The sequence below is a fragment of the Rhizobium aureum genome (assembly GCF_030182495.1).
Taxonomy (GTDB): domain Bacteria; phylum Pseudomonadota; class Alphaproteobacteria; order Rhizobiales; family Rhizobiaceae; genus Rhizobium; species Rhizobium tropici_C.
The window spans coordinates 1-25,089 of the sequence record NZ_JAQJCI010000011.1 but is presented as its reverse complement, the minus strand read 5'-3'; the positions used below and the strand labels follow the sequence as shown (position 1 = coordinate 25,089).

21 protein-coding genes are annotated in these 25,089 nt (G+C 62.0%); 15 read left to right on the top strand and 6 right to left on the bottom strand.

Features of this window, described 5'->3' with window-relative positions:
- Nucleotide 1 precedes the first annotated feature (1 nt).
- Nucleotides 2-358 carry an MmcQ/YjbR family DNA-binding protein gene (locus PH552_RS22390; RefSeq protein WP_112340282.1) on the bottom strand — a complete coding sequence of 119 codons (357 nt, stop codon included), beginning with the start codon at nt 356-358 and terminating at the stop codon, nt 2-4.
- A gap of 27 nt (nt 359-385) precedes the next feature.
- Complete coding sequence (locus tag PH552_RS22385) at nt 386-571, bottom strand: hypothetical protein (RefSeq protein ID WP_112340283.1); 186 nt, start codon at nt 569-571, stop codon at nt 386-388.
- Nucleotides 572-722: 151 nt separating this feature from the next.
- On the opposite strand from PH552_RS22385, the gene PH552_RS22380 reads away from it, so the two are divergent.
- The gene (locus tag PH552_RS22380; RefSeq protein ID WP_112340284.1) at nt 723-1,619 is read left to right on the top strand and encodes a LysR substrate-binding domain-containing protein; all 897 of its coding nucleotides are present in this window, start codon (nt 723-725) and stop codon (nt 1,617-1,619) included.
- Between the two features lie 6 nt (nt 1,620-1,625).
- Here PH552_RS22380 and PH552_RS22375 read toward each other — a convergent pair whose 3' ends face one another.
- The gene (locus PH552_RS22375) at nt 1,626-2,285 is read right to left on the bottom strand and encodes a glutathione S-transferase family protein (RefSeq protein WP_112340285.1); all 660 of its coding nucleotides are present in this window, start codon (nt 2,283-2,285) and stop codon (nt 1,626-1,628) included.
- A gap of 340 nt (nt 2,286-2,625) precedes the next feature.
- On the opposite strand from PH552_RS22375, the gene PH552_RS22370 reads away from it, so the two are divergent.
- The 7 genes from PH552_RS22370 (at nt 2,626) to PH552_RS22340 (ending at nt 13,044) form a co-directional block, all read left to right on the top strand.
- Nucleotides 2,626-6,108, top strand: coding sequence for an indolepyruvate ferredoxin oxidoreductase family protein (locus PH552_RS22370; protein WP_113251067.1), 3,483 nt, complete (start codon nt 2,626-2,628; stop codon nt 6,106-6,108).
- 86 nt (nt 6,109-6,194) lie between these two features.
- Nucleotides 6,195-7,358, top strand: coding sequence for an isovaleryl-CoA dehydrogenase (locus PH552_RS22365; protein ID WP_112340287.1), 1,164 nt, complete (start codon nt 6,195-6,197; stop codon nt 7,356-7,358).
- 35 nt (nt 7,359-7,393) lie between these two features.
- Nucleotides 7,394-9,001 (top strand): carboxyl transferase domain-containing protein, encoded by a 1,608-nt coding sequence (locus PH552_RS22360; protein ID WP_112340288.1) that lies wholly within the window; start codon nt 7,394-7,396, stop codon nt 8,999-9,001.
- Nucleotides 9,002-9,011: 10 nt separating this feature from the next.
- Entirely contained in the window at nt 9,012-9,395 is a 384-nt protein-coding gene (locus tag PH552_RS22355; RefSeq protein ID WP_112340289.1) for a RidA family protein, read from the top strand.
- A 9-nt stretch (nt 9,396-9,404) separates the two neighbouring features.
- Nucleotides 9,405-11,393, top strand: a complete 1,989-nt coding sequence (locus PH552_RS22350; RefSeq protein ID WP_112340290.1) for an acetyl/propionyl/methylcrotonyl-CoA carboxylase subunit alpha — start codon at nt 9,405-9,407, stop codon at nt 11,391-11,393.
- Entirely contained in the window at nt 11,390-12,259 is an 870-nt protein-coding gene (locus tag PH552_RS22345; RefSeq protein ID WP_112340291.1) for a hydroxymethylglutaryl-CoA lyase, read from the top strand. Before PH552_RS22350 ends, PH552_RS22345 begins: the two co-directional genes overlap by 4 nt.
- Entirely contained in the window at nt 12,256-13,044 is a 789-nt protein-coding gene (locus PH552_RS22340; protein ID WP_113251066.1) for a crotonase/enoyl-CoA hydratase family protein, read from the top strand. Before PH552_RS22345 ends, PH552_RS22340 begins: the two co-directional genes overlap by 4 nt.
- On the opposite strand, the gene PH552_RS22335 is transcribed toward PH552_RS22340, so the two are convergent.
- Complete coding sequence (locus tag PH552_RS22335; protein WP_113251065.1) at nt 13,041-14,411, bottom strand: TIGR03808 family TAT-translocated repetitive protein; 1,371 nt, start codon at nt 14,409-14,411, stop codon at nt 13,041-13,043. The genes PH552_RS22340 and PH552_RS22335 overlap by 4 nt on opposite strands.
- 205 nt (nt 14,412-14,616) lie before the next feature.
- Here PH552_RS22335 and PH552_RS22330 point away from each other — a divergent pair, with 205 nt between their 5' ends.
- The 4 genes from PH552_RS22330 (at nt 14,617) to PH552_RS22315 (ending at nt 19,138) form a co-directional block, all read left to right on the top strand.
- Complete coding sequence (locus tag PH552_RS22330; RefSeq protein ID WP_113251064.1) at nt 14,617-15,387, top strand: carbon-nitrogen hydrolase family protein; 771 nt, start codon at nt 14,617-14,619, stop codon at nt 15,385-15,387.
- Between the two features lie 28 nt (nt 15,388-15,415).
- A complete protein-coding gene (locus PH552_RS22325; RefSeq protein ID WP_183763317.1) occupies nt 15,416-16,426 on the top strand; it encodes a ligase-associated DNA damage response exonuclease in 1,011 nt (336 codons plus the stop codon).
- A complete protein-coding gene (locus tag PH552_RS22320) occupies nt 16,426-18,063 on the top strand; it encodes a cisplatin damage response ATP-dependent DNA ligase (protein ID WP_183763319.1) in 1,638 nt (545 codons plus the stop codon). Before PH552_RS22325 ends, PH552_RS22320 begins: the two co-directional genes overlap by 1 nt.
- Before the next feature lie 88 nt (nt 18,064-18,151).
- Nucleotides 18,152-19,138 (top strand): alpha/beta hydrolase family protein, encoded by a 987-nt coding sequence (locus PH552_RS22315; RefSeq protein WP_113251061.1) that lies wholly within the window; start codon nt 18,152-18,154, stop codon nt 19,136-19,138.
- Here the strand turns inward: PH552_RS22315 and scpA are convergent.
- Together scpA and PH552_RS22305 are read right to left on the bottom strand one after the other, a co-directional pair.
- Nucleotides 19,135-21,279, bottom strand: coding sequence for a methylmalonyl-CoA mutase (gene scpA / locus PH552_RS22310; RefSeq protein WP_113251060.1), 2,145 nt, complete (start codon nt 21,277-21,279; stop codon nt 19,135-19,137). The genes PH552_RS22315 and scpA overlap by 4 nt on opposite strands.
- Before the next feature lie 240 nt (nt 21,280-21,519).
- Nucleotides 21,520-22,878, bottom strand: coding sequence for a methylmalonyl-CoA mutase family protein (locus PH552_RS22305; protein WP_183763321.1), 1,359 nt, complete (start codon nt 22,876-22,878; stop codon nt 21,520-21,522).
- 170 nt (nt 22,879-23,048) lie between these two features.
- On the opposite strand from PH552_RS22305, the gene PH552_RS22300 reads away from it, so the two are divergent.
- The 3 genes from PH552_RS22300 to tnpA form a co-directional block, all read left to right on the top strand.
- Nucleotides 23,049-23,855 (top strand): L,D-transpeptidase, encoded by an 807-nt coding sequence (locus tag PH552_RS22300; RefSeq protein ID WP_112340299.1) that lies wholly within the window; start codon nt 23,049-23,051, stop codon nt 23,853-23,855.
- Between the two features lie 162 nt (nt 23,856-24,017).
- On the top strand, nt 24,018-24,749 hold the full coding sequence (locus tag PH552_RS22295; RefSeq protein ID WP_112340300.1) for a L,D-transpeptidase family protein: 732 nt from the start codon (nt 24,018-24,020) through the stop codon (nt 24,747-24,749).
- A 159-nt stretch (nt 24,750-24,908) separates the two neighbouring features.
- Nucleotides 24,909-25,089 (top strand): IS200/IS605 family transposase (gene tnpA / locus PH552_RS22290; RefSeq protein ID WP_285166204.1); only part of this gene is annotated, 181 nt, incomplete at its 3' end.

Sequence of the window (25,089 nt, the reverse complement as noted above, 5' to 3'; positions counted from 1 at the left end):
ATCAGCCGAACGTTGCCAGAAGTTTTTTCGGGGCGCGGTATCGCCACGCCTCGATCAAGCGTAGCTCTAGTTCCTCGTCATCGATCGCACCAATGCGCAGCGGCAGGGATGGCCAGCCGACATAGTGATCGGTCTGGAAATAGATCTCCGGCGCCATTTCCATCAGCTGCTCCTTGCGGTCGAGCGGCAGCGACAGCACGATGGTCTCGTTATTCTTCACCGTCACGAATGCCTTGCCGCCGACCTTGAAAGCCGGTAGGCCGTAATGCAGGCCGGGTTCAACCGCCGGCAGCCGGGCTTGCGCGATAAGCCGCTGCAATCGTTGGGCGATGACGTCCATATCGATGACCGATGTCATGTTTTACGGATATAGAGCAGGTCTCTGTCAGGCGCATTCTTCCGGCTGAACGCACCGTTTGTCTATAGGCCGCCCGAGATTTTCCGGCATGAGCGGCAGGTCGGCCAGTTCTTCCAGCGACATGCTCGCGAGCATTGGGTGCTGCAGCGGATCGTTTTCCTGTTCGCGATCCTCTTCCTGTAGATGATTGAAGAAAAGCTTCAAGATCGACATGTGATTGCCTCCTTGGATCCCCGCATCGATGCAACCCAAGGAGCATCGGCCGGCGGGGTAGCGGCACTTTTCAATTTCATATTGCAATAATCGCGCGTATTCCCGCTTTGCGCAATTGAGAATGCCGAGATGCTGATATAGATATTCTATAATGAGAAATCTCAACAACGTTCATCTGAATGGCTTGCGCGCTCTTGAGGCGGTCGGGCGGCTCGGTTCGCTGCAGGCGGCCGCCGACGAACTTGGCGTAACGGTCGGCGCGGTTAGTCAGCAGGTCATCAAGGCGGAGGCGCAGCTCGGGCGGCCACTATTCGAGCGAACTCCAAAAGGCATGACGGCCACGGCATCGGGGCTGGCGGTATTGACGAGGCTTGGCGAGGGCTTTCAGGCGCTTGCGGCCGCAGTCGCGCTTGCGCAGCACAAGGATGAAAATATCCTCACGATTTCGGTCGCGCCGGTTTTTGCAGCCCGTTGGTTGGTTTATCGGCTCGACCGCTTCGCCAGCCGCCACCCGGATATCCGCCTGCGCATCGATGCCACCACGCGGCTCATCAATCCGGCGACGTCGGATGTCGATATCGGCATTCGCGTCGGCAGTGGGCAATGGCCCGATGTCAAAGCCGAGCTGCTGCTGGCGCAGGAAGTGTTCCCGGTGGTTACGCCGCAGATCGCCGCCACGCTGCGGGAACCGGCCGATCTCCTGAAAGTCCCCGCCGTGATCGACGGACACGCGATGTTCGGCTGGGAGGTCTGGCTGCGCAAAGCCGGGCTTTCAGGCCATTGCATGGAAGAGCGGCACATCTTCAATGACGCGTCGCTCTGTCTGGATGCGGCTATAGCGGGGCAGGGGGTGATGCTCGCCTGGCAGACGCTGGCTGCCTATGCCCTTCAGCAGAAATGCCTCGTCGATCCCTTCGGCATCCGTGTAAAGACGGGCTTCGGCCATTATTTCGTCACCGCCGAAGGCGTGCGCGAACCTAAGAAGGTGACCGCCTTCAAGGCCTGGATTCGCGAAGAGATGGAAGAGAGCATGCGTCTCTTCCGATAGAAGCTATCAGATCGGCTCCTGAGCGCGCGTCGCCTGCATGGCCTTGTAAGCATCGCGCGACTGGCAACGCTCGATCCAGGCTTTCATCTTCGGACGCGCATCGAACAATTCCTGTTCGGTCTGGGCGTAGCGCAGTACTTCCGCGAGATTGAGATCGGCGGCGGTGAAGCGATTGCCGACGAGATAGTCCTGGTTTTGCAGGTGCTTTTCCAGCACGTCGAGCGGTTTCTTCAGTGAGCGGCAGGCGACTGCGATCCCCGTCTTGCCGGCCTCGCTGTTTTCCTGGGCATTGTCATAGATGCGGACGAGCGCGACGCTGTAGGGCTCGACTTCGGTTGCCGCCCACATGGTCCACATCGACATCTGCCCTTCTTCCTCGATCGTTTTGCCGGCCAGCGGACCGCCATACTTGCGCGCGAGGTAAAGGTTGATGGCGAGCGATTCATGCAGGACGAGATCGCCGTCCTTGATGCAGGGGATCATGCCCATCGGATTGACGGCCAGGAACTCCGGCGACATCGTATTGATCGGCGCATCGGCGGCAAGCGGGTTGGGCAGCCGGCTCGCCTGGATGACAGGCACGGATTTGAACTCGACGCCGAGCTCATTAGCCATCCAATAGTTGCGCGAAGCGCGCGAGCGATAGACACCGTAGATCGTCAGCATATGGGTCTCCCAGATTCGAGTCGGCGCGACATTATTGGTCGCTTGGGAGGAGCGGAAGGCCTTGCCGCTGATATCTCGATGAAAGCTTGTGATGGAATGGTGTATAGATAGCTGGGCCGCCTCGTCCTCCGAGGGCTGATGGCTGGCATAGGACAAGCACGAAAATATCAGACAAGTCCCCCAATTCTTTGCAAATCATGCTGTTGATGCTTCGCCTTCGTTCGGAAATTAGCGTCGGCGCATGCTAGAATTCCAGCATGATTTTCATCGGAAGCGGTAGGAGGCTTCCGGCGAAATTAAACATGCGCATTCGATGACTGCGATCTCGGGAGGAGAGCAGATGCTTGCGACCAGTGTATCGCTAGACGACAAATATACCGCAGAGGAAGGCCGCGTCTTCATGACCGGCCTGCAGACGCTGGTACGCCTGCCCATGACGCAGATGCGGCGCGACCGCGCTGCCGGCCTCAATACGGCAGCCTTCATTTCAGGCTATCGCGGCTCGCCGCTCGGCGGTTACGACCAGCAGCTCTTGAAAGCCAAGACTTATCTCGACGCCCACGACGTCACCTTCCAGCCCGGGATCAACGAGGATCTTGCCGCGACGGCCGTCTGGGGCTCACAGCAGGTCGGCCTTTCGCCCGGCGCCCGCAAGGATGGTGTGCTCGGCATCTGGTATGGTAAAGGCCCCGGCGTCGACCGCTCCGGTGATGTGCTGAAGCACGGCAATGCCGCTGGCACCTCCAAGCATGGCGGCGTCCTCTGTTTCGCCGGCGACGATCATTCCGCCAAATCCTCCACCATGCCGCACCAGACCGACCATGATTTCATGTCTGCGGTCATCCCGGTCATCTATCCATCGTCCATCCACGAATTCCTCGAATACGGCCTGCTCGGCATCGCCATGTCGCGTTATTCCGGCTGCTGGGTCGGCATGAAGTTCATCGCCGACACCATAGAAACGACGGCTGCCATCGATCTCTCGGGGGAAAGGCGGCAATTCGTCCTGCCGACCGATTTCGAAATGCCGCCCGGTGGTTTGAATTTACGCTGGCCCGATCCGCCGCTGGTGCAGGACGATCGGCTGCAGACTTATAAGGCCTATGCGGCCATCGCCTTTGCCCGTGCCAATCGCGTCGATGAAATCACGCATGATGTGCCGAACGCCCGCCTCGGCATCATCTCGTCCGGCAAGGCCTATGAGGATGTGCTGCAGGCGCTGCGCGAGCTGGAGATCGGCCCTCAGGAAATGGCCGCGATCGGCCTGCGTATCTTGAAAGTGCGTATGCCCTGGCCTCTGGAGCCCGAGGCTGTCAGACATTTCTCGGAAGGGCTCGACGAGGTTCTTGTCGTCGAGGAGCGCCGCGAGATCATCGAAAACCAGATCAAGCAGCAACTCTTCAACTGGCGTGCCGATGTCCGTCCGCGCATCGTCGGCAAGTTCGATGAGCACGACAAGCCCTATCTCAGCCTATCGGCGGCATTGACGGTGGGCGCAGTGGCGCGAGCGATCGCAGGGCGCATCGTCAAGCTCGATCTCGATCAGGGCCTGCATGACCGCATCGCCGCCAAGCTTGCCTATCTTGCCGAGCGCGGCCAGATCAGCCGCAGCCATGTCGCGCCGCTGAACCGCACACCCTTCTTCTGCTCCGGCTGTCCGCACAATACGTCGACCCGCGTCCCTGAAGGCAGCCGCGCCATTGCCGGCATCGGCTGCCACTACATGGTCACCTGGATGGACCGCAACACCGAGACCTTCACCCAGATGGGCGGTGAAGGCGTGCCATGGACAGCGATTGCGCGTTACACCGATGAAAAGCACATGTTCGTCAATCTCGGCGACGGCACCTATTTTCACTCCGGCATTCTCGCCATCCGCCAGTCCGTCGCCTCCAAGGTCAACGTCACCTACAAGCTGCTCTACAATGATGCCGTCGCCATGACCGGCGGCCAGCCGATCGACGGCTATCTGACGCCGCAGCTGGTGACGAAGCAGCTGCATGACGAGGGCGTCAAGCCGATCTATCTGCTTTCGGACAATCCCGCCGCCTATCGCGCTTCGGAACTCGCGCCCGGCGTCAAGGTGCTGCATCGCGACCATATCGATCAGGTAATGCTGACGCTGCGCGAGACCGAGGGGTGTTCGGCGATCGTCTATGTCCAGACCTGCGCGGCCGAAAAGCGCCGTCGCCGCAGCCGCGGGCTGATGGAAGACCCGGCGAAGCGCGTCTTCATCAATCCGGCTGTCTGCGAGGGCTGCGGCGATTGCTCTGTGCAGTCCAACTGCATCTCCGTCGAGCCGCTGGAAACCGAATTCGGCCGCAAGCGCCAGATCAACCAGTCGAGCTGCAACAAGGATTTCTCCTGCGTAAAAGGCTTCTGCCCGTCCTTCGTGACGGTTCATGGCGGCAAGCGCCGCAAGCGCAAAGCACTTGATCATGCCGATGTCGATGTGCCGATGCCCGAAATTCCCGTCATTGGCGATCGGCCCTGGAATATTGCGATTGCCGGCGTCGGCGGCACGGGCATCCTGACCATCGGCGCTATCCTCGGCATGGCTGCGCATCTGGACGGCAAGGTGCCGATGATCCTCGACATGGCCGGCCTTGCCCAGAAGGGCGGCGCGGTCATGAGCCATCTGCGCATTGGCCATAATCAGGCCGATGTCACCTCCTCGCGCATCGTCAATGGCGGCGCGGATCTCCTGTTTGCCGCGGACGAGGTGGTGGGTGCCTCCAAGGATGCGATCACGCTCTGCTCGCCGGGGCGCACGACAGCCATCGTCAACACTGGGCTCATGCCGGTCGCCGATTTCGTCCGCAACCGCGATTTCGATTTCAAGACCGGCTCGATACAGCACACCATCGCAAAGACCGTCAGCGAGAAGTCCGTCTTCCTCGATTTCAACCACGTCGCGACCGAGGTGACCGGCGATGCCATATCGACCAATATCCTGCTGACCGGCTTTGCCTGGCAGCGCGGCCTACTGCCGCTGTCGCTCGAGGCGATCGAAAAGGCGATCGAACTGAACGGCGTCGCGGTCAAGGCCAGCCTTTCCGCCTTCCAGTGGGGACGGCTTCTGGCGCACGATCCGCAGGCCGTGCATGCCATGATGGCCGAGCCGGAGAAGGGCAGGACCCTGGCGGAGATGAGCCTCGACGAGCTCATCAAGCATCGCAAGGCTCACCTGACGGCCTATCAGAATGCAGCCCTTGCCGAACGCTATGCCGCTTTTGTCGCCCGCGCCAATGCGCTGGCCGCAAAAGAGCGGCTTTCGGATAAGGTGCCCTTTGCCGTTGCCGTCACCTATGCACGCGTTCTGGCCTACAAGGATGAATACGAGGTCGCCCGCCTGCTGACGGATCCCGCTTTCGAGGCGCATCTGCGCGAGGAGATGGAAGGCGACTTCAAGCTGGCCCTCAATCTCGCGCCGCCCATCCTTGGCGGCAAGGATCCGAACGGCCGGCCGAAGAAGCGGGAGTTCGGCGCATGGATCCTACCGGTGCTGCGGGCGCTTGCGCCGATGAAGCGTCTGCGCGGCACGCCCTTCGATCCCTTCGGCTATATGGCGGAACGCCGGCTGGAGCGTCGCCTGATTGCTGAATATGAAGGGGTTGCCGAGCGGGTGCTCGCCGGTCTGCGCCACGACAACGAGGCCGAGGCCCTTGCCATCCTCTCGCTCTTTGATGAGATAAGGGGCTTCGGACCGGTCAAGGAGGAGGCCGCCCGCAGGATCACCGTGAAAATCGCTGACAAGCTGAAGGCCTATGAGTCGCCGCAGGAGAAGCAGGGCAAACAGCCTATGCCTGCCGATGCTGCATGACGGCGCCGGCCGAAACTTGAAGCGGGTATGAAGAGATATAGGTTCGTAAGGATCGCGCGTTCGGGACGATCGGGAGGAGAAGCCGGATGTTTGCAGGGGGATTGAACTTTGCGCTTGGCGAGGACATCGAGGCGTTGCGCGAACAGGTGCGCCGTTTTGCTGCCAACCGTATCGCACCATTTGCCGATGAGATCGACCGCAACAACAGTTTCCCGATGCATCTGTGGCGGGAGATGGGTGATCTCGGCCTGCTTGGGATCACCGTCGACGAAGCCTTTGGCGGAGCGGGCCTCGGTTATCTCGCCCATACGGTGGCGATGGAGGAAATCAGCCGCGCTTCCGCCTCCGTCGGCCTGAGCTACGGCGCCCATTCCAACCTCTGCGTCAACCAGATCCATCGCAACGGCACGACGGCGCAGAAGGAGCACTACCTGCCGAAGCTGATTTCAGGCGAGCATATCGGTGCATTGGCGATGTCGGAGCCCGACGCCGGCTCCGATGTCGTCTCCATGAAGTTGCGTGCCGAAAGGCGCGGCCGCCGCTATGTGCTGAACGGCAGCAAGATGTGGATCACCAACGGTCCGGATGCGGATGTTCTCGTCGTCTACGCCAAGACCTCGCCGGATGCCGGCCCGCGAGGGATCACCGCCTTCATCGTCGAGAAAGGCTTCCCCGGATTCTCCGTGGGCCAGAAGCTCGACAAGCTCGGCATGCGCGGTTCAAACACCTCGGAGCTGATCTTCCTCGATTGTGAAGTGCCGGAGGAGAATGTTCTAGGTCAGGTGGATGGCGGCGTGCGCGTGCTGATGTCGGGTCTCGATTACGAGCGCGTCGTGCTCTCGGGCGGTCCCATCGGCATCATGGCCGCCTGCATGGATGTGGTGCTGCCCTACATGCATGAGCGCAAGCAGTTCGGCCAATCGATCGGCGAATTCCAGCTGATGCAGGGCAAGCTCGCCGACATGTATGTGACGATGAATGCCGCGCGCGCCTATGTCTATGCGGTGGCCGCCGCCTGCGATCGCGGCGAGACGACCCGCAAGGATGCCGCAGGCTGCATTCTCTACTCCGCTGAAAAGGCGACGGCGCTGGCGCTCGAATGCATCCAGGCGCTCGGCGGCAATGGCTATACCAATGATTATCCCGCCGGACGGCTGCTGCGCGACGCCAAGCTCTATGAGATCGGCGCCGGTACATCCGAAATCCGGCGCATGCTGATCGGCCGCGAGTTGTTCGGCGAAACGGCCTGATTTCGAATTCCATTTTACTCGATCCGCGAGGCCGCATGACCGTCCTGAAGTCAGAGATATCGACGCATACGGATCGCTTCCGCGACAATCGCGCCGCCATGCTGGAGGCGATCGGCGTCGCTGAGGCTGCGGCGTCGCAGGCGGCGGAAGGCGGAGGGGCGCAGGCGCGCGAGCGCCATGTCAGCCGTGGCAAGATGCTGCCGCGCGATCGCGTCGCCGGCCTGATCGATCCCGCCACGCCGTTTCTGGAAATCGGGACGACTGCCGCTCATGGTCTCTATGGCGGCGAGGCGCCGGGTGCCGGCCTGATCGCCGGTATAGGCCGCGTTTCCGGCCGCGATTGCATGATCGTCTGCAACGATGCCACGGTCAAAGGTGGTACCTATTATCCGATCACGGTGAAGAAGCATCTGCGTGCGCAGGAGATCGCGGCCGAGAACAATCTGCCCTGCATCTACCTCGTCGATTCCGGCGGCGCCAACCTGCCGAACCAGGACGAGGTGTTTCCCGATCGCGATCATTTCGGCCGCATCTTCTACAATCAGGCCAATATGTCAGCGGCGGGCATTCCGCAAATCGCCGTCGTCATGGGGTCCTGCACCGCGGGTGGCGCCTATGTACCGGCCATGTCGGATGAAGCCATCATCGTCGAGAAGCAGGGTACGATCTTTCTCGCCGGTCCGCCGCTGGTCAAGGCGGCGACCGGGGAAGTGGTCTCGGCCGAAGATCTCGGTGGCGGCGATGTGCATACGCGCCTTTCCGGGGTTGCCGATTATCTGGCGCGTGACGACGCCCATGCGCTTGCGCTGGCCCGGCAGGCGGTCGCCAATCTCAACCGCCGCAAACCCGAGAGTGTCGAGCTTCGGACGCCCGAGGCACCACTCTACGATCCCGAGGATATTCTCGGCATCGTCCCCTCCGACCTGCGCACGCCATATGACGTACGCGAGGTCATCGCCCGTATGGTGGACGGCTCCTGCCTCGATGAGTTCAAGGCGCGCTACGGTACGACGCTGGTCTGCGGCTTCGCTCACATCCATGGCATCCCAGTCGGCATCATAGCCAACAACGGCGTTCTCTTCTCGGAGTCGGCGCTGAAGGGCGCGCATTTCGTCGAGCTTTGCTCGCAGCGCAAGATCCCGCTGGTCTTCCTGCAGAACATCACCGGGTTCATGGTCGGCCGCAAATACGAAACCGAGGGCATCGCCAAGAACGGCGCCAAGCTGGTGACGGCCGTGGCTACGACCAAGGTTCCGAAGATCACCATGCTGATCGGCGGCTCCTTCGGTGCTGGCAATTACGGCATGGCCGGTCGCGCCTATTCACCGCGCTTCCTCTGGACCTGGCCCAACAGCCGCATATCGGTCATGGGCGGGGAACAGGCGGCGGGCGTGCTCTCCACCGTACGCGGCGAGGCGCTGGCCCGTGCCGGCAAGCCCTGGACGAAAGAGGAAGAGGCCGCCTTCAAGGCGCCGACACTCAGGATGTTCGAGACCCAGAGCCACCCGCTCTATGCATCGGCCCGCCTCTGGGACGATGGCATTATCGATCCGCGCAAGAGCCGCGATGTGCTGGCTCTTTCGCTTTCAGCAGCACTTAACGCGCCGATCGAAGACACACGCTTCGGTCTGTTCAGGATGTGAGGAGATGGAGATGAAACGCGATGCCATCAATGCCAAGAATGCGCCGCAGCCCCGCGGCGGCTACGCACAGGCCGTGAAGCTGGAGAATTTCGAGCGATTGCTTTTCATCAGCGGCCAGATTCCGACCGATGTCGACGACACCCTGCCGGAAGGCTTTCAGGCGCAGGCCCGCCAGGTCTGGCACAATATCGACGCTCAATTGAAGGCGGCCGGCATGACGAAGGACGACATCGTCAAGGTCACGACTTTTCTCGCCGACCGTCATCACACGATGGAGAACCGCGAGATCCGCAGCGAATATCTCGGCTCGCTCGCGCCGGCGATGACTGTCGTGATTGCCGGCATTTTCGACAAGGCCTGGCTGCTTGAAGTCGAAGTCATTGCCGCGCAATAGGGTCAGCCGATGTTTTCGAAGATACTGATCGCCAATCGCGGGGAAATCGCCTGTCGGGTCATCCACACCGCAAGGCGCCTGGGCATCCGCACGGTCGCCGTCTTTTCCGACGCCGATCGGGATGCGCTGCACGTGGCGCTGGCCGACGAGGGCGTTCATATCGGCCCGGCGGCTGCGAGCGAAAGCTATCTTTCGAAAGAGAAGATCATTGCCGCCTCAAAGCGGGCCGGCGCAGAGGCCATCCATCCTGGTTACGGCTTTCTCTCGGAAAATGCCGATTTCGCCGGGGCGGTCGAGGCCGCTGGTCTCGTCTTCATCGGTCCGTCGCCGGCCTCGATCCGAGCCATGGGGCTCAAGGATGCGGCCAAGGCGCTGATGGAGCGGGCCGGCGTGCCCGTCGTTCCCGGCTATCATGGCGATAGGCAGGATCCCGGCTTTCTTACCGAGCAAGCTGATAACATCCGCTTTCCCATTCTCATCAAGGCGCGGGCGGGCGGCGGCGGCAAGGGCATGCGCCGCGTCGACCGGCTGGAGGATTTCGACGCCTCGCTGCAGGCGGCAAAGCGCGAGGCGAAATCCGCTTTCGGCGACGATGCCGTGCTCATCGAAAAATATCTCGTCAAGCCGCGCCATATCGAGATCCAGGTGTTCGGCGACAGCCAGGGCAATGTCGTGCACCTCTTCGAGCGCGATTGTTCGCTGCAGCGCCGGCACCAGAAGGTGATCGAGGAGGCGCCGGCGCCCGGCATGACAGAGGAGATGCGTAGCGCCATGGGCGAAGCGGCGGTTCGCGCCGCCCGCGCCATCGATTATCGCGGCGCCGGTACCGTCGAATTCATCGCCGATGTTTCCGACGGTCTGTCGCCGGATCGCTTCTTCTTTATGGAAATGAATACCCGCCTGCAGGTCGAACACCCCGTCACCGAGGCGATCGCCGGCGTCGATCTGGTGGAGTGGCAATTGCGCGTGGCGAGCGGCGAGCCGCTGCCGAAAACGCAAGGTGAGCTCACCATAAACGGTTGGGCTGTCGAAGCCCGTATCTATGCCGAAGACCCCTCGCGCGGCTTCCTGCCGGCAACCGGCACGCTTTCCCGCCTTCGCTTTCCCGAAGGCGATGTCCGCATCGACGCGGGCGTGCGCGAGGGCGACAGCATCACTCCGCACTACGATCCGCTGATCGCAAAGCTGACGGTGCACGCCCCGGATCGCGCCGCTGCTTTGGCGAAGCTCACGCGCGGATTGGAGCAGGCGCAGGTCGCCGGGACCACGACCAATCTGGATTTTCTCATACGGCTCAGCCGCCAGTCGGATTTCGCCGCCGGCCGTCCGGATACCGGACTGATCGACCGAAACGCGGAAGCGCTGACCGCGACGCAGCAGCCCGATGACGCAGCCCTTGCCATCGCCGCCGTTGTCGAGGCGGGCGGCTTTGCTGAAACCGCTGGCAACGATCCCTGGCATTCGCTCGGCGCCTGGCAGCTTTGGGGCGAAGCAAGCCGTCCAGTTACGCTGCACTTTGCCGGCAGCCATAAGAATTGCCGGGTGACTGCAAAGGGTCGGATGTTTTTCAGTGTCGCCTTCGAAGATCGCTCCATTCTCGTCCGTCTCTTCGAAGACGATGATGTTGCCCGGCGTGTCGAAATCGACGGCCGGCAGACCCATGTCGATATCTTCGCAACATCGGCGGGCCTGACATTGTTCCTCGACGGGCACACCCATCATTTCCACCGGCTCGATCCGCTTGACGGCGCGGAGGAGGCTGCTAGCGGCGATGATCGCGTCATTGCGCCGATGCCCGGTCTCGTCAAGATCGTCCGCGTGCGCGAGGGCGACGCGGTGGCGAAGGGGCAGGCGCTGATCATCATGGAAGCCATGAAGATGGAGCTGACGCTTTCGGCGGCGCGCGACGGCATTGTCGAAAGCCTGCATGTCGGCGAGGGGGATCAGACCAGCGAAAGCGCCGTGCTTCTCTCGCTTCGACCGGAGGACGCGGCATGACCGAGAAGCTTTCCAATCAGGTCACCATCGTCGAAATGGCGCCGCGCGACGGCCTGCAGAATGAGAAAAAGCCGGTCGATACCGCGCGCAAGATCGAGCTGGTGGATCTGCTCTCCGATTGCGGTTTCGAGCGCATCGAGGTCACCAGCTTCGTCAGTCCGAAATGGGTGCCGCAGCTTGCCGATGCCGCCGCGGTCATGGCCGGGATAAAGCGGCATTCCGGTGTCCGCTACGCAGCGCTGGCACCCAACATGCAGGGTTTTGAGGCAGCACTTGCCGCCGGTGCCGATGAGGTGGCGATCTTCGCCTCAGCATCCGAAGCCTTCTCCATGCGCAATATCAATTGCTCGATCGCCGAAAGCATCGAACGCTTCCGGCCGGTCGCGGCAGCCAGCAGGGATCGCGGCATTCCGTTGCGGGGCTATGTCAGTTGCGTCGCCGAATGCCCCTATGAGGGCGCCGTGCCGCCGCAAAACGTCGTGAGCGTTGCCCGGCAATTGCAGGCGCTCGGCTGCCATGAGATCAGCCTTGGCGACACGATCGGCAGAGGCGAACCGGAGGCCGTGGACAGAATGCTGGAGGCCGTTCTTGCCGAACTCCCCGCCGCCATGCTGGCCGGCCATTTTCACGATACGTCAGGCCGGGCATTGGACAATATCGGTGTCGCTCTCGACCGGGGTCTGCGGGTGTTCGACGCTGCCGCCGGCGGTCTTGGCGGCTGCCCCTTCGCCCCCGGCGCGAAGGGCAATGTCGATACCGTGGCGGTTCACCACTATCTGGCGCTGCACGGCTTCGAGACCGGCCTCGACGATGAAAAACTTGCCCGCGCCGCCGCCTTTGCCCGCAGCCTCAGGAGCACCTCATGACATCGCAAACGATCCGCATCACTACCGATGACCGCGGTGTTGCCCATCTCACGTTGGCGCGCGCCGAAAAGCACAACGCCCTGTCGGCTGAAATGATCGATGCCTTGACGGCGGCAACGCACGATCTCGCCCGCGACAAGGCGGTGAGGGTCGTCGTGCTCACCGGCGAGGGTGCGAGCTTCTGCGCAGGCGGCGACCTCGGCTGGATGCGCGACCAATTCGACACAACGCGCGCCGGACGCATGGTCGAGGCGCGGCGGCTTGCCACGTTGTTCAAGGCACTGAACGAGCTGCCCAAGCCACTGGTCGCCCGTGTCCATGGCAATGCCTTCGGTGGCGGCATCGGCATCCTCAGTGTCTGCGACATGGTGATATCGGCATCGACCGCCCGCTTCGGCCTGACTGAGGTGCGCCTTGGCATCATTCCCGCCACCATCAGCCCTTATATCATCGCCCGGATCGGCGAGACGAATGCCCGTCCGCTCTTCCTCTCCGGCAAGATCATCGATGCCTGGCAGGCGCATGCCGCCGGCCTCTTGTCGCGGGTCGTGGCGGAAGAGGCGCTGGATGAAGCCGTGGAAGCGGAGGTCCGCCATTTCCTGGCGGCGTCGCCGCAGGCGGCCGCCCGCGCCAAGGCCCTGGCTCGCTCCGTCGGCAGGCCGATCACCGACGGCATGATCGATCACGTCGTCGAGCAATTGGCCGATGCCTGGGAGACCGAGGAGGCGAAGGAGGGCGTCACCGCCTTCTTCGAAAAGCGGCAGCCGAACTGGCGGTCGGCCTAAACGAGTTTGTTGTTTTCGATGGTCAGCTGCGGAAACTGCATGCTTCCCTTGATCAGCTCGCTCGATGCCGGCTTGTCCCAGCGGAAGCCCATGATCGCGGCGTGCTGCATCTCCTGAAAGAGATTGCCAGCAATCACCGCGGAGCCGGCGCCGTCGGCGACCGAGACCACGCAGCCGATGCCGGCATGTCGGACGATATTGCCTGTCGCGACGACGTCGCGGAGATATTGACCCCAGCCGAGCCTCAAGCCCCAGAGCGGTGCATTCTCGATGACATTATCGGCAACAAGCGTATCGGCTTCGGCCGAGATGCCGATGCCAAAGCCGCCATCTTGCGCGTAGGGTGCGGTGAGCGAGAGGTTGCGGATGACATTGCCCGTCACCGAGGCGAGCCTGCCGCCCCTATCGAAATTGGTGACCGAAATGCCGTTGGCGGCGCCATCGATCAGGTTGTTGTCGATCGTGGCGCCAATGAACTCGAATTCGCAGTAGATGGCCGTCTCGCCTGAGCGCAGGCACTGATTGTTCGAGATCTGCACATTCGATGCCGAGTTGGCGCGGACGGCGGTGAAGGCGCAATCCGCGATCTGGTTACCCGAAACCGTCACGCCATCGGCGCGGAAAACATTGATGCCGTTGCCGTTCTGGCCGGTGCCGCCGCCATTGGCGCGAATGCGGGCAATGCGGTTGCCGGTGACGCTGCTGCCATCCTCGGCCTTTTCCCAGCGATGGATCAGGATGCCGCCATTGCCGCAATCCTCGACGCGATTGCCTGTCACCGTCAAACCGGCCGACTGGACGGAATAGATCCCGGCTTCCGCCGCTCCGGAGATGCGGCTGCGCTCGATCCGGCCGCCGCAGCGTTCGAGCTGCAGCGCATGCTTGCGGCTGCCGGTAACTTCGCAATTGTCGATCAGCACCTCGTCGACACCGGTAAATTGCAGGAGGCCGCCTGCATAATCGGCAAGCCAGCGATTGCCGCCATCGAGCACAAGGCCGGAAAGCTCGATGCGTCTGGCCTTGTCCGCATTCATCAAATGGCCGTCGCCGCTATAGACCAGCCGCGAAGCGCCGGGAACACCTCTGATGCACGTATTATTAGGGAGTGTCAGGTTGGAGATGTTGTAGGTGCCTGGTGGCAGGAAAAGCGGCATGTTGTTGCGCGCCGCATTGTCGATCATCGCCTGCAGCTTGCCGCTCATGACGTCGCTGGTTCCCGGCGTCGTCTTCAGCGCAATGGCATCGATCGGCCCCCGCAGCTCGGCACCCGTCATCTTGGCCAGCGACGCGGCAACAACGCGGGGCGCAAGCAGGCCAGCCGCTGCCGAAGCGGCGAGGGAAGCGATGAAGGCGCGGCGTTGGATCATTGTGAGCTCCGGGAATTATGCCGATGAAGCAGAAATCATGCCAGGCCTGTCTGTGTCGTTTTGATACAGAGGCCGCTCTTCAAATGTTTTCGGCCGGCTAGGCCCCGTCGTTTTTCTATTTTATTTACCGGTCCGGCACGGACGATGCCCTGCGTCCGATCCATTCGCGCTAGGGGCGACTCGCCGCGCATGTTACCCCTGCGGCATGCGGATCGCGGCCTTTCAACGTCTGGCACTCTTCGACGCCGTCGAGCAGGCGGCCGAGGTTTTGGCGCGCGATCTGGCCTGGGCGGAAGAGCAGGGCATCGATCTCGCCCTTTTTCCCGAATGTTATCTGCAGGGGCATAGCTATGATAAATCCGTTGCCAAACGCCGCGCGCTTTCTCTGGATGATCCGTATCTGAACGCTCTTGTCGCCCGCTTCGCTGCCGGGGGGACGACGGCGATTGTTGGCCTTTTCGAGAGGAGAGGCGATGCGATCTACAATAGCGCCATCGTCGCCAAGTCGGGCCGGACGATCGGGGTCTATGCCAAGGCGCATCCGCTTGAAAAGGGCTGCACCCCCGGAAAGGATTTCCCCGTGTGGGAGGAAGGGCATTGGCGCTTCGGCATCAATATCTGCGCCGATCTCAGATATCCCTATACCGCGGCGCGACTGGCCAGAAAGGGAGCGGGGATCATCTGCAACCCCATCAATCTCATGCTCCGACCTCACAAAGCCGAGCTGTGGCACAAGCCGGGCATTTCGGGCCTGCAGATATGTGCCAGGCATACGGGCTGCTGGGTGATGGCGTCGGATGTGGTCGGCAGCAACGACGACGGCTGGGTGAGCTATGGCAGCAGCGCCATCGTCGATCCGAACGGTGTCGTCGTGGCGAAGGCGAAGCCCTATTGCGAGGATGTCCTGGTTTTCGACCTTCCGGATCGGCAACCGACACGCGGATTCGATCAAAAAGCTGCCGTCGTCGCTACCTAATCGTGCAAATCGCGCTATCCTCATAGTCATGAGACCCGATCAACTGCTTTATCCGGCGCCAGAGGGCCTGTTCTGTCCGATTGGCGGCTTCTATATCGATCCCGTGCAGCCGGTCGGTCGCGCACTCGTCACGCATGGCCATTCGGATCACGCCCGCTCCGGCCACGCGCATGTGCTCGCCACTCGGCAGACGCTCGATATCATGCGTATTCGCTATGGCGACGGTTTTGCCGGCTCGGAACAGGCGATCGGCTTCGGCGAGGAGGTGACGATCAACGGCGTCAAGGTGCAGTTCCATCCTGCCGGCCATGTGCTCGGCTCCGCGCAGATCGCGGTGGAGAAGGATGGGCTGCGCATCGTCGTTTCGGGGGATTACAAGCGCCGGCCGGATCCGACCTGTGCAGCCTATGTGCCGGTTCCCTGTGACGTCTTCATCACCGAGGCGACATTCGGGCTGCCGGTCTTCCACCATCCCGATCCCATGGCCGAGACGCGGAAGTTTCTGGCCTCGCTTTGCCAATTCCCCGAACGAACGCATCTGATCGGTGCCTATGCGCTCGGCAAGGCACAGCGCGTCACCCGTCTGCTGCGCGATGCCGGCTATGACAAGCCGATCTATATTCACGGTGCGCTCGAAACGCTGTGCGACTACTATGTCAGCCAGGGCATCGAACTCGGCGAACTCAAACCGGCCACCATAGAAAGCCGGGATCAGTCGATCTTCCATGGCGCCGTCGTCGTCGGCCCACCCTCCGCTTTCCAGGATCGCTGGGCGAGGCGGCTCCATGACCCGCTGCCGGCATTCGCCTCCGGCTGGATGATGGTGCGCCAGCGCGCCAAGCAGCTCGGCGTCGAGCTGCCGCTTGTGATCTCCGATCATTGCGACTGGCCCGAACTGACCGAGACGATCTCCGACTTGAAGCCGAGCGAGGTCTGGGTCACCCACGGCCGCGAAGAGGCGCTCGTGCGCTGGTGCGAGCTGCAGGGCATCGCCGCCAAGCCGCTGCATCTCATCGGCTATGAAGACGAGGGCGATTGATGAAAGCCTTTGCCGACCTTCTCGACCGCCTGGTGCTGACGCCGAGCCGCAACGGCAAGCTGAAGCTGTTGACCGATTATTTTCGCGACACGCCCGATCCGGACCGCGGCTATGGTCTGGCCGCCATCGCCGGCACGCTCGAAGTGCGCAATGTCAAGCCCGCAATGCTGCGCGAGCTCGTTCTCGAGCGCATGGACGAGGTGCTGTTCCGCTATTCCTACGATTATGTCGGCGATCTTGCCGAGACGATCTCGCTGGTCTGGGATAGGGAGAGCGATATAGAGCGCCCTGCCGGCGAGCAGCCGAAGCTCGGCGACGTCGTTCGCAGCATGAACGCGCTGGGGCGGACCGAGGTGCGCAGTTTCGTCCGCGATCTACTGGACCGGCTGGATACGTCGGGCCGTTTCGCCTTCCTGAAGCTCGCGACCGGTGCGCTGCGCATCGGCGTTTCGGCACGCCTCGCCAAGCAGGCGCTCGCCGAGCTTGGCAGCAAGGACGTCACCGAGATCGAAACGCTGTGGCACGGCCTGCAGCCGCCCTATGAAAACCTGTTTCGCTGGCTTGCGGGGGAGGCTGAGAAGCCGATCCTGGCGACGCCGGCGATCTTCCATTCCGTCATGCTGGCCAACCCGGTGGAACCTGGCGATCTCGATGGGCTCGACTCGCGGGATTTCGCCGCCGAATGGAAATGGGATGGCATCCGCGTCCAGCTTTCACGCTCCGGGGAGACGAGCAAGCTCTATTCGCGCTCCGGCGACGACATATCCGGCGCCTTTCCCGACGTTGTGGACGCCATGAATTTCGAGGGCGTCATGGATGGCGAGCTGCTGGTCGGCGGCACCGTTCGCTCCAATAGCCCGACACGCAGCTTTTCCGACTTGCAGCAGCGCCTCAACCGCAAGACCGTCACCGCAAAGATGCTGGAGGAGTTTCCGGCCTTCATCCGTGCTTACGATCTTCTGTTCGATGGCGCCGAGGATGTGCGTGCCCGCGGCTTCCTCGATCGGCGCGAGCGGCTGACTGACATCATCGACGCGGCACCGCATGATCGTTTCGATCTGTCGCCGCTCGTCGATTTCTCCTCCTGGGAGGAGCTCGACCGATTGCGCACCGCGCCGCCCGATCCGGTGATCGAGGGCGTAATGATCAAGCGCAAGGACAGTTCCTATCTCGCCGGCCGGGCCAAGGGGCCTTGGTTCAAGTGGAAGCGGGATCCTTATAATGTCGATGCCGTTTTGATGTACGCGCAGCGCGGCCATGGCAAGCGCTCCAGTTACTACTCCGATTTCACCTTCGGCGTCTGGGCGACGACGTCGGAGGGCGAGCAGCTCGTGCCTGTCGGCAAGGCCTATTTCGGCTTCACCGATGCCGAGCTGGAGGTGCTCGATAAGTTCGTGCGCAACAATACTGTCGATCGTTTCGGCCCGGTGCGGGCCGTGCGCGCCGATCGCGATTTCGGCTTCGTGCTCGAAGTGGCCTTTGAAGGCATCAACCGCTCCAGCCGGCACAAATCGGGCGTCGCCATGCGTTTTCCCCGCATTGCAAGGCTACGGCCCGACAAGCCGCCCTACGAGGCGGACAGGCTGGAAACTTTGATCGCGATGATTGACGCCAAGGCTCCTGTTGTCGATGAATAGGGCAGGGCGATTCCTCACCACAATGTGAGTTGGCCTTGCCTTTCGACCCGTGCAGATTTGGGCTGCGCCGGGATATTTGGACAGAGCTATGACCACGTCTGACGACCACCTATTCCGTCTCAATCGCCGTGCGGTTCTGGCCGGCATCGCTTCCACCCTTTTCGCACCCCCTATCGTCAGAGCGGCCGATGACAGCACGACCGGAAGCAAGCCGGCCGAGACCAAGGGCGAGATTGCCCGCAGCGATGAAAAGGCGTCCGATGCGCCGCCGCAGCTTGCCGGCGATTATGCCAAGGAGCGCCATCTGTTCCGGACCGACCTGTTAAGCAAGGGGCCGGCTCCCGATATCTACGAGCCGCTGGCCACGCCATCGACCGCCGATCGGCTTTTCTATCGCAGCGGCGTTGGTGACGAGCTGGAACTCGTCGCCTGGGTCTCCCGCTACACGCGCTCGGCAAAGCCGAAGCCGGCCGTGCTTTTCCTGCATGGCGGTAACGCCATCGGCCAAGGGCACTGGCAGCTGATGAAGCCGTATATCGATGCCGGCTATGTCGTCATGATCCCGTCCATGCGCGGGGAGAACGGGCAGAGGGGCAATTTCTCGGGCTTTTACGACGAAGTTGCCGATGTGCTGGCGGCCTCCAACCGGCTGCGGCACCTGCCGGGCGTCGATCCACATCGCCTGTTCCTGGCCGGACACAGTATCGGCGGCACGCTGGCCATGCTGACCGCCATGTCGACAAAGCGCTTTCGCGCGGTCGCGCCGATATCAGGCAACCCGGATGCCTATGCCTTCTTCGGCCGCTATCCGCAGGATATCCGCTTCAACACCAAGAACCCGCGCGAATTCCAGATGCGCTCGCCACTCTGCTATGCGCACAGCTTCAAGAGCCCGATCAAGCTGTTCCATGGCACCGAGGAAGCCCATTTCGACTCACGTCTGGCGCTGCTTTCGAAGCGGGCGACGGCCGCCGGCGTAAAGATGGAGATGGCAACGGTGCCGGGCAGCCATAATTCGGCTCTGCCGGGCGAAATCGAGCAGAGCATCGAATTCTTCAGGAGTGTCGCTGTCTAAATAACCGCTGACGCCATCAGTTTCTCTATCAGCGCCGCTGCCGCCTCCGCGATCACGGTTCCGGGCGGAAAGATCGCGTCTGCGCCGGCCGCTTCGAGGGCTGCGAAATCCTGTGGCGGAATGACGCCGCCGACGGCGATGAGCACCTTGCCCGCATGGCGGCGCGCGAGCGCAGTTTTCAATTCCGGCACCAGCGTCAGATGACCGGCGGCAAGCGACGATGCGCCGACGATGTCGACCCCCTCGCGCACGGCGACGTCGGCCACTTCCTCCGGAGTCTGGAACATCGCGCCGACGACGACATCGAAGCCGAGATCGGCAAAGGCCGTGGCAATGACCTTCTGGCCGCGATCGTGCCCATCCTGGCCCATCTTGGCGATCAGGATGCGCGGCTTCTCGCCCCGCGCCCTACGGAACGCCTCGACTTTGGCCACGGCCGCATTGAAGACGGGATCTTCGGAGCCGACCTCCTTGCGGTAAACGCCGGAAATGGTCCTGATCTCTGCGACATGACGGCCATAGGCTTTTTCAAGCGCCAGCGAGATTTCACCGACGGTGGCTCTCGCTCTTGCCGCCTTGACGGCAAAATCGAGCAGATTGCCAGTGCCGTTTCGCGCGGCATCCGTTAAGGCATCCAGGGCTGTTTCGACGGCAGCCGTCTCGCGGGTGCCCTTCAGCTGCTGCAGCTTGGAAAGCTGGCGTGCCCGCACCTCGGAATTCTCGACCTTCAGCACATCGACTTCGATATCCTGCTCCGGCTTGGAAAAATTGACGCCGACGACGGTCTGATGACCGCTGTCGATGCGTGCCTGCGTGCGGGCGGCCGCTTCCTCGATCCTGAGCTTCGGAATGCCCTTCTCGATCGCCTTCGCCATGCCGCCGAGCGCCTCCACCTCCTCGATATGGGCAAGGGCGCGCGCGGCAAGATCATGAGTCAGCCTTTCGACATAGGCCGAGCCGCCCCAGGGGTCGATGATCCCTGTCGTGCCCGATTCCTTCTGCAGCAGGATCTGCGTGTTACGGGCGATGCGGGCGGAATGGTCGGTCGGCAGGGCCAGCGCCTCGTCGAAGGAATTGGTATGGAGCGATTGCGTATGCCCCTGCGTTGCTGCCATCGCCTCGACCATGGTGCGGATGATATTGTTCATCGGGTCCTGTGCCGTCAGCGACCAGCCGGAGGTCTGGCTGTGGGTCCTGAGCGCCAGGGATTTCTGGTCCTTCGGCGCAAAATTCTTCTGCATCAGCGCCGCCCAGATCAGCCGTCCCGCGCGCATCTTGGCGACTTCCATGAAGAAATTCATGCCGACGGCCCAGAAGAAGGAGAGGCGAGGGGCGAAACTGTCGATATCGAGCCCGGCTGCGACGCCGGCCCGCGCATATTCGATGCCGTCGGCGATCGTGTAGGCGAGCTCCAGATCCGCCGTCGCGCCTGCCTCCTGCATATGGTAGCCGGAGATCGAGATCGAGTTGAACTTCGGCATTCGCTGGCTGGTATAGCTGAAAATGTCCGAAACGATCCGCATGGAGGGCTGTGGCGGATAGATATAGGTGTTGCGGACCATGAATTCCTTGAGGATATCGTTCTGGATCGTGCCTGATAGCTTGTCCTCGGAGACGCCCTGTTCCTCGGCCGCGACGATATAGAGCGCCATGATCGGCAGCACTGCGCCGTTCATGGTCATCGACACGCTCATTTCATCGAGGGGAATGCCGTCGAAGAGCTGGCGCATGTCGAGGATGGAATCGATTGCGACGCCCGCCATGCCGACATCGCCTGATACCCTCGGGTGATCGCTGTCATAGCCGCGATGAGTAGCAAGATCGAAGGCGACGGAGAGGCCCTTCTGGCCGGCGGCGAGATTGCGGCGATAGAAGGCATTGGATTCCTCGGCCGTCGAGAAGCCGGCATATTGCCGGATGGTCCAGGGCTGCTGGACATACATCGTCGGGTAGGGGCCGCGCACGAAGGGTGCCGCGCCGGGATAGGTCTCAAGGAAGTTCAGGCCGGTGAGGTCGCTTTCACCGTAGGCGCGTTTGACGGCGATGCCTTCAGGGGTTTCCCAGGCTGGGGCGTTGGTTGTCGGCGCGGTTGCCTGCGGTTTGATCCAGGGGATGGTGGCGAAGTCGGGAATCTTGGTCATGGGTTCGAAGCCTCCGTGGACGTCGAAAGTCTGATACCCCCCTCTGTCGCTTTCGCGACATCTCCCCCACAAGGGGGGAGATTAGAAACTTGCGGGGCCTTTCTGCCCCAAACAGATACCGCACCTGCGGCAGCGCGGGTTGGCATTCCCGCTGGGGTCAAATGCTGGCACGAAACGATCTCCCCCCTTGTGGGGGAGATGTCACGAAGTGACAGAGAGGGGTGGGCATTCTCCGCGAATTCAGCAGTCGCCATATGACACCCCCTCATCCAGCCGTACCGGCATCAACCCCATCCCGCCAGCAACCGGCCCCGACGCCCCCAAAACAACCACCGGCCGCTCCGTTTTCATCGCAAACAGCGTCGTTCCCACGATCGGCTTGGCGATGCGATCGGCTCGCGCCTCGGTAATCATCGCCGCAAGCTCGCCGCTGGTGATCACCTTCGCCAATCCACCTTTGCTTTCGATATCGGTGAAAATATCCCATGCCCGCTCGGCCAGTGCATCGGTCAATGCCTCGATGCCGCCGGCTCCGACGGCAGGATCGACGACATGATCGAGATGGCTCTCGGCCATGAGGATCGTCTGCGTGTTGCGCGCCAGGCGCCGCGCCAGCGGATCGGGAATGCCGTGCGTCAGGCTGTGCGGCAGGACGGAGATTTCGTCAGCACCGCCGACGCCGGCTGAAAAGACCGCAATCGTATTGCGCAGGATATTCGTCTCGGGATCGCGGTGGGTGAGCATGCGATAGCTCGTCTCGGCGAAGAGATGCGCCGGCTGCGGATTGGGGACGCCACAGGCCTTGGCGATCCGGGTGAAGATCAGCCGCGCCGCGCGTGTCTTTGCCATCGTCGTGAACTGGTTCTGATCGGCGGAAAGGCAGAGGCTGGTTGCCGCAAGCGCTGCCTCCAGCGAAAGGCCCGCCTCCTCTAGCAGTCGCAAATGGCCGACGAGGCTTGCAGCCATGACAGCCAGTTCCTGTGCTTCGGTGCCGCCGGCATTGTGAACCACGCGACCGTCGGCGTTGACTATCGTGCCACGGAGGCCGCGCTCGGCGAAGCGCTTGATATCCTTTGCAAAGGAAGCCTGTCCTCCATCGTAGGAAAAGGCATCGAAACCGAGATGCAATGTTCTGGCAGCCGGATTTGCAGTCGCTGAAACCAGGGCGTCGAGTGCGCCGGAGGAGAAGCCGTCGAAGCGCAGGACAGCGGCTTTGTCCCATATCGCCGCTGGTGAGCGGGAAAAGCCTGGGCCTTGCACGTCGATGCCGGTGCCGAAGGCGGAAGCGGATGTTTTGGAGACGAGACAGATGCCGGTTGCGCCATTGGCGAGATCGTCATCAAGCTGCGCCAGCGCCCGCTCGGTGCCTGGATCATCCATGCGCTGGATCACCGTCCAGGGCATATCGGCCTGCTGGCGGGAAAGCGGCGTGCCATCGGTCCGCCGCTGATAAAGCGGCTCGATGGCAATGCCGTCATCGGTCCGCGACACCAGCGTCTCTTCGAAATCCTGGCCTTTCAGCGCCCGTTCCACCAGCTTCAGCCAACCCTTGCGGTCGGTCTGATCGAAAATGGCCGGGTCGAGACTGTCGATATTCATGCGATCCTCCGTCCTGCAATGGTCTAACCCATGACGGCGCAAGGGAAAACAGAAGTTTGGCCGATCCGGACAATATCTCGCCCCGGATAATATCTCGACGATGACGCCAGCTTCGCTCCAGCCGCAACAGTCATCATGCGGCCGACCCAATATGTCCCAACTGGTTTCCGATGATGGCCGATCTGCTGCCCGCCTCCCGTCACCTGCTCGCCTCTGCCGCTCTGGCGGCATTGTCCGCCTGCAGCATCATTCCCGATACCGGTGCGACAGATCCGGACCGGTTCGCACAGGAGACAGCGCCGATCTTCTATCGCCCCGAAGGCATCGACCCGCAGAAGGTGCAGCGTCTGCCGGTGCAACCCGTGCCGCAGGCGCGTGATCTCTTCCGCACCCAGTTCCATCAGACCTACGGCCTGCCGACTTTCAATCCGGTGCATCAGGCCATGTATGCCCAGCGAAACGAAGATGATTTCATGCTGCCGGCCGTGCCCTACAAGCGCATCGATCCGCGCTTCCTGCGGCAGGAGGTCGACTACCAGACCAATGAGCGGCCCGGCACCATCGTCGTCGATACGCGAAACCACTTCCTCTATTTCGTCGAGCCGGGCGGCAGGGCCATGCGCTATGGTGTTGGCCTCGGCGCTGCGGGATATGCCTGGCATGGCAGGGGCATGATCCAGTGGAAGCAGAAGTGGCCACGCTGGACGCCGCCGGCCGAGATGGTTGCGCGCGACCCGCAGATGAAGTCGCTGGCGGCGGAGCGCGGCGGCATGAATCCCGGGCCGACCAACCCGCTCGGCGCGCGGGCGCTTTATATCTATCAGAATGGGCGGGACACGCTTTATCGCGTTCACGGCACGCCGGATTGGCAATCGATCGGCAAGGCAGCGTCCTCGGGTTGTGTCCGCATGCTCAATCAGGACGTGATTGATCTCTACAACCGGGTGCCTGATAAGACGGAAATCGTCGTTCTGTAGGGATAATTTACCACAAATTTTCGTGATGTTGCATAAGTGCGATAGCGGGCTCCGGCTACGCTCTTTAGTTTTGCTCCTGTCTCTGCGAACCTCTCGGGAAGCCGAATCAGCTCGCGTGCTGCGGATTCTTGGCTCCCCTTCAATAGGAACGATGCTGTCGACATGAGTCTGCCTTCATCACTATCCCGACGTAATTTTCTCGCCCTTGCTGGCATCGGCGCCGTTTCGACGCTCGCCGGCTGCGCCTCCACCATCGATAACGGCCCGGTCGTCAGCCCGGTGCAATATACCGGCTCGCCAAGGCCGTTCCGCACCTGGTTCTCCAGCTATGATGGCGAGCAGCCCGATCCGGCCGTCATCTATGCAGCCATGGATGATGGCGGTTTCCATATCCCCGCGGTTCCCTACGAGCAGATCGACCGGCGATTTTATCGTCAGCGCGTCGTGGATCCGACCGGGGAAGCGCCGGGTAGCGTAGTCGTCAATACGACGGAGCGTATGCTTTACGTCACCGAACAGGGCGGCACGGCAATGCGCTATGGCATCGGCGTCGGCCGCGAGGGCTTTGCCTGGCAGGGCCGAGGCGTCATTCAGTGGCGCAAGAAGTGGCCGCGCTGGAACCCGCCGGACGAAATGGTCGCCCGTCAGCCGGAGCTTGTGAAGTATTCCATCGCCAATGGCGGCATGGATCCGGGTCTGAAGAATCCGCTCGGCGCGCGTGCGCTTTACATTTTCGAAGACAAGCAGGATTCGCTTTACCGCCTGCACGGCAATCCCGACTGGCGCTCCATAGGCAAGGCCGTATCCTCCGGCTGTGTCCGCTTGCTGAACCAGGATGTCATCGATCTATACGATCGTGTGCCGGAGCGCGCGCCGATCCTCGTGACGGCCTGATTGAATATCATTGAAACGGGCGCCTATTCGGCGCCCCTTTGATTATATCGATAAATAAACCTCCACCTACGGTGGAGGACTGGACGAGTTCTACACGGTAGTTGAGAGACCTCCTGCTTGAACCGCTGGGGTGGCCCAGACTTCGAACAAGGAGGTTTTATGGATGAGCAAACGCTCTCGCATGCGACGTGGGACTGCAAGTATCACATTGTTTTTGGCAGCAAATACCGCACGAAAAGACTTTACGGGGACGTGCGGCGTGAGTTGGGAGAACTCTTGCGTCGGCTGGCACAGCAGAAAGGCTGCCAGATCGAGGAGGGTCATCTGATGCCCGACCATG

Bases quoted from the DNA above. Each gene is read 5' to 3' on its own strand.
- PH552_RS22390 (WP_112340282.1), bottom strand. From the start codon at position 358: ATGACATCGGTCATCGATATGGACGTCATCGCCCAACGATTGCAGCGG.
- PH552_RS22385 (WP_112340283.1), bottom strand. From the start codon at position 571: ATGTCGATCTTGAAGCTTTTCTTCAATCATCTACAGGAAGAGGATCGC.
- PH552_RS22380 (WP_112340284.1), top strand. From the start codon at position 723: ATGAGAAATCTCAACAACGTTCATCTGAATGGCTTGCGCGCTCTTGAG.
- PH552_RS22375 (WP_112340285.1), bottom strand. From the start codon at position 2,285: ATGCTGACGATCTACGGTGTCTATCGCTCGCGCGCTTCGCGCAACTAT.
- PH552_RS22370 (WP_113251067.1), top strand. From the start codon at position 2,626: ATGCTTGCGACCAGTGTATCGCTAGACGACAAATATACCGCAGAGGAA.
- PH552_RS22365 (WP_112340287.1), top strand. From the start codon at position 6,195: ATGTTTGCAGGGGGATTGAACTTTGCGCTTGGCGAGGACATCGAGGCG.
- PH552_RS22360 (WP_112340288.1), top strand. From the start codon at position 7,394: ATGACCGTCCTGAAGTCAGAGATATCGACGCATACGGATCGCTTCCGC.
- PH552_RS22355 (WP_112340289.1), top strand. From the start codon at position 9,012: ATGAAACGCGATGCCATCAATGCCAAGAATGCGCCGCAGCCCCGCGGC.
- PH552_RS22350 (WP_112340290.1), top strand. From the start codon at position 9,405: ATGTTTTCGAAGATACTGATCGCCAATCGCGGGGAAATCGCCTGTCGG.
- PH552_RS22345 (WP_112340291.1), top strand. From the start codon at position 11,390: ATGACCGAGAAGCTTTCCAATCAGGTCACCATCGTCGAAATGGCGCCG.
- PH552_RS22340 (WP_113251066.1), top strand. From the start codon at position 12,256: ATGACATCGCAAACGATCCGCATCACTACCGATGACCGCGGTGTTGCC.
- PH552_RS22335 (WP_113251065.1), bottom strand. From the start codon at position 14,411: ATGATCCAACGCCGCGCCTTCATCGCTTCCCTCGCCGCTTCGGCAGCG.
- PH552_RS22330 (WP_113251064.1), top strand. From the start codon at position 14,617: ATGCGGATCGCGGCCTTTCAACGTCTGGCACTCTTCGACGCCGTCGAG.
- PH552_RS22325 (WP_183763317.1), top strand. From the start codon at position 15,416: ATGAGACCCGATCAACTGCTTTATCCGGCGCCAGAGGGCCTGTTCTGT.
- PH552_RS22320 (WP_183763319.1), top strand. From the start codon at position 16,426: ATGAAAGCCTTTGCCGACCTTCTCGACCGCCTGGTGCTGACGCCGAGC.
- PH552_RS22315 (WP_113251061.1), top strand. From the start codon at position 18,152: ATGACCACGTCTGACGACCACCTATTCCGTCTCAATCGCCGTGCGGTT.
- scpA (WP_113251060.1), bottom strand. From the start codon at position 21,279: ATGACCAAGATTCCCGACTTCGCCACCATCCCCTGGATCAAACCGCAG.
- PH552_RS22305 (WP_183763321.1), bottom strand. From the start codon at position 22,878: ATGAATATCGACAGTCTCGACCCGGCCATTTTCGATCAGACCGACCGC.
- PH552_RS22300 (WP_112340299.1), top strand. From the start codon at position 23,049: ATGATGGCCGATCTGCTGCCCGCCTCCCGTCACCTGCTCGCCTCTGCC.
- PH552_RS22295 (WP_112340300.1), top strand. From the start codon at position 24,018: ATGAGTCTGCCTTCATCACTATCCCGACGTAATTTTCTCGCCCTTGCT.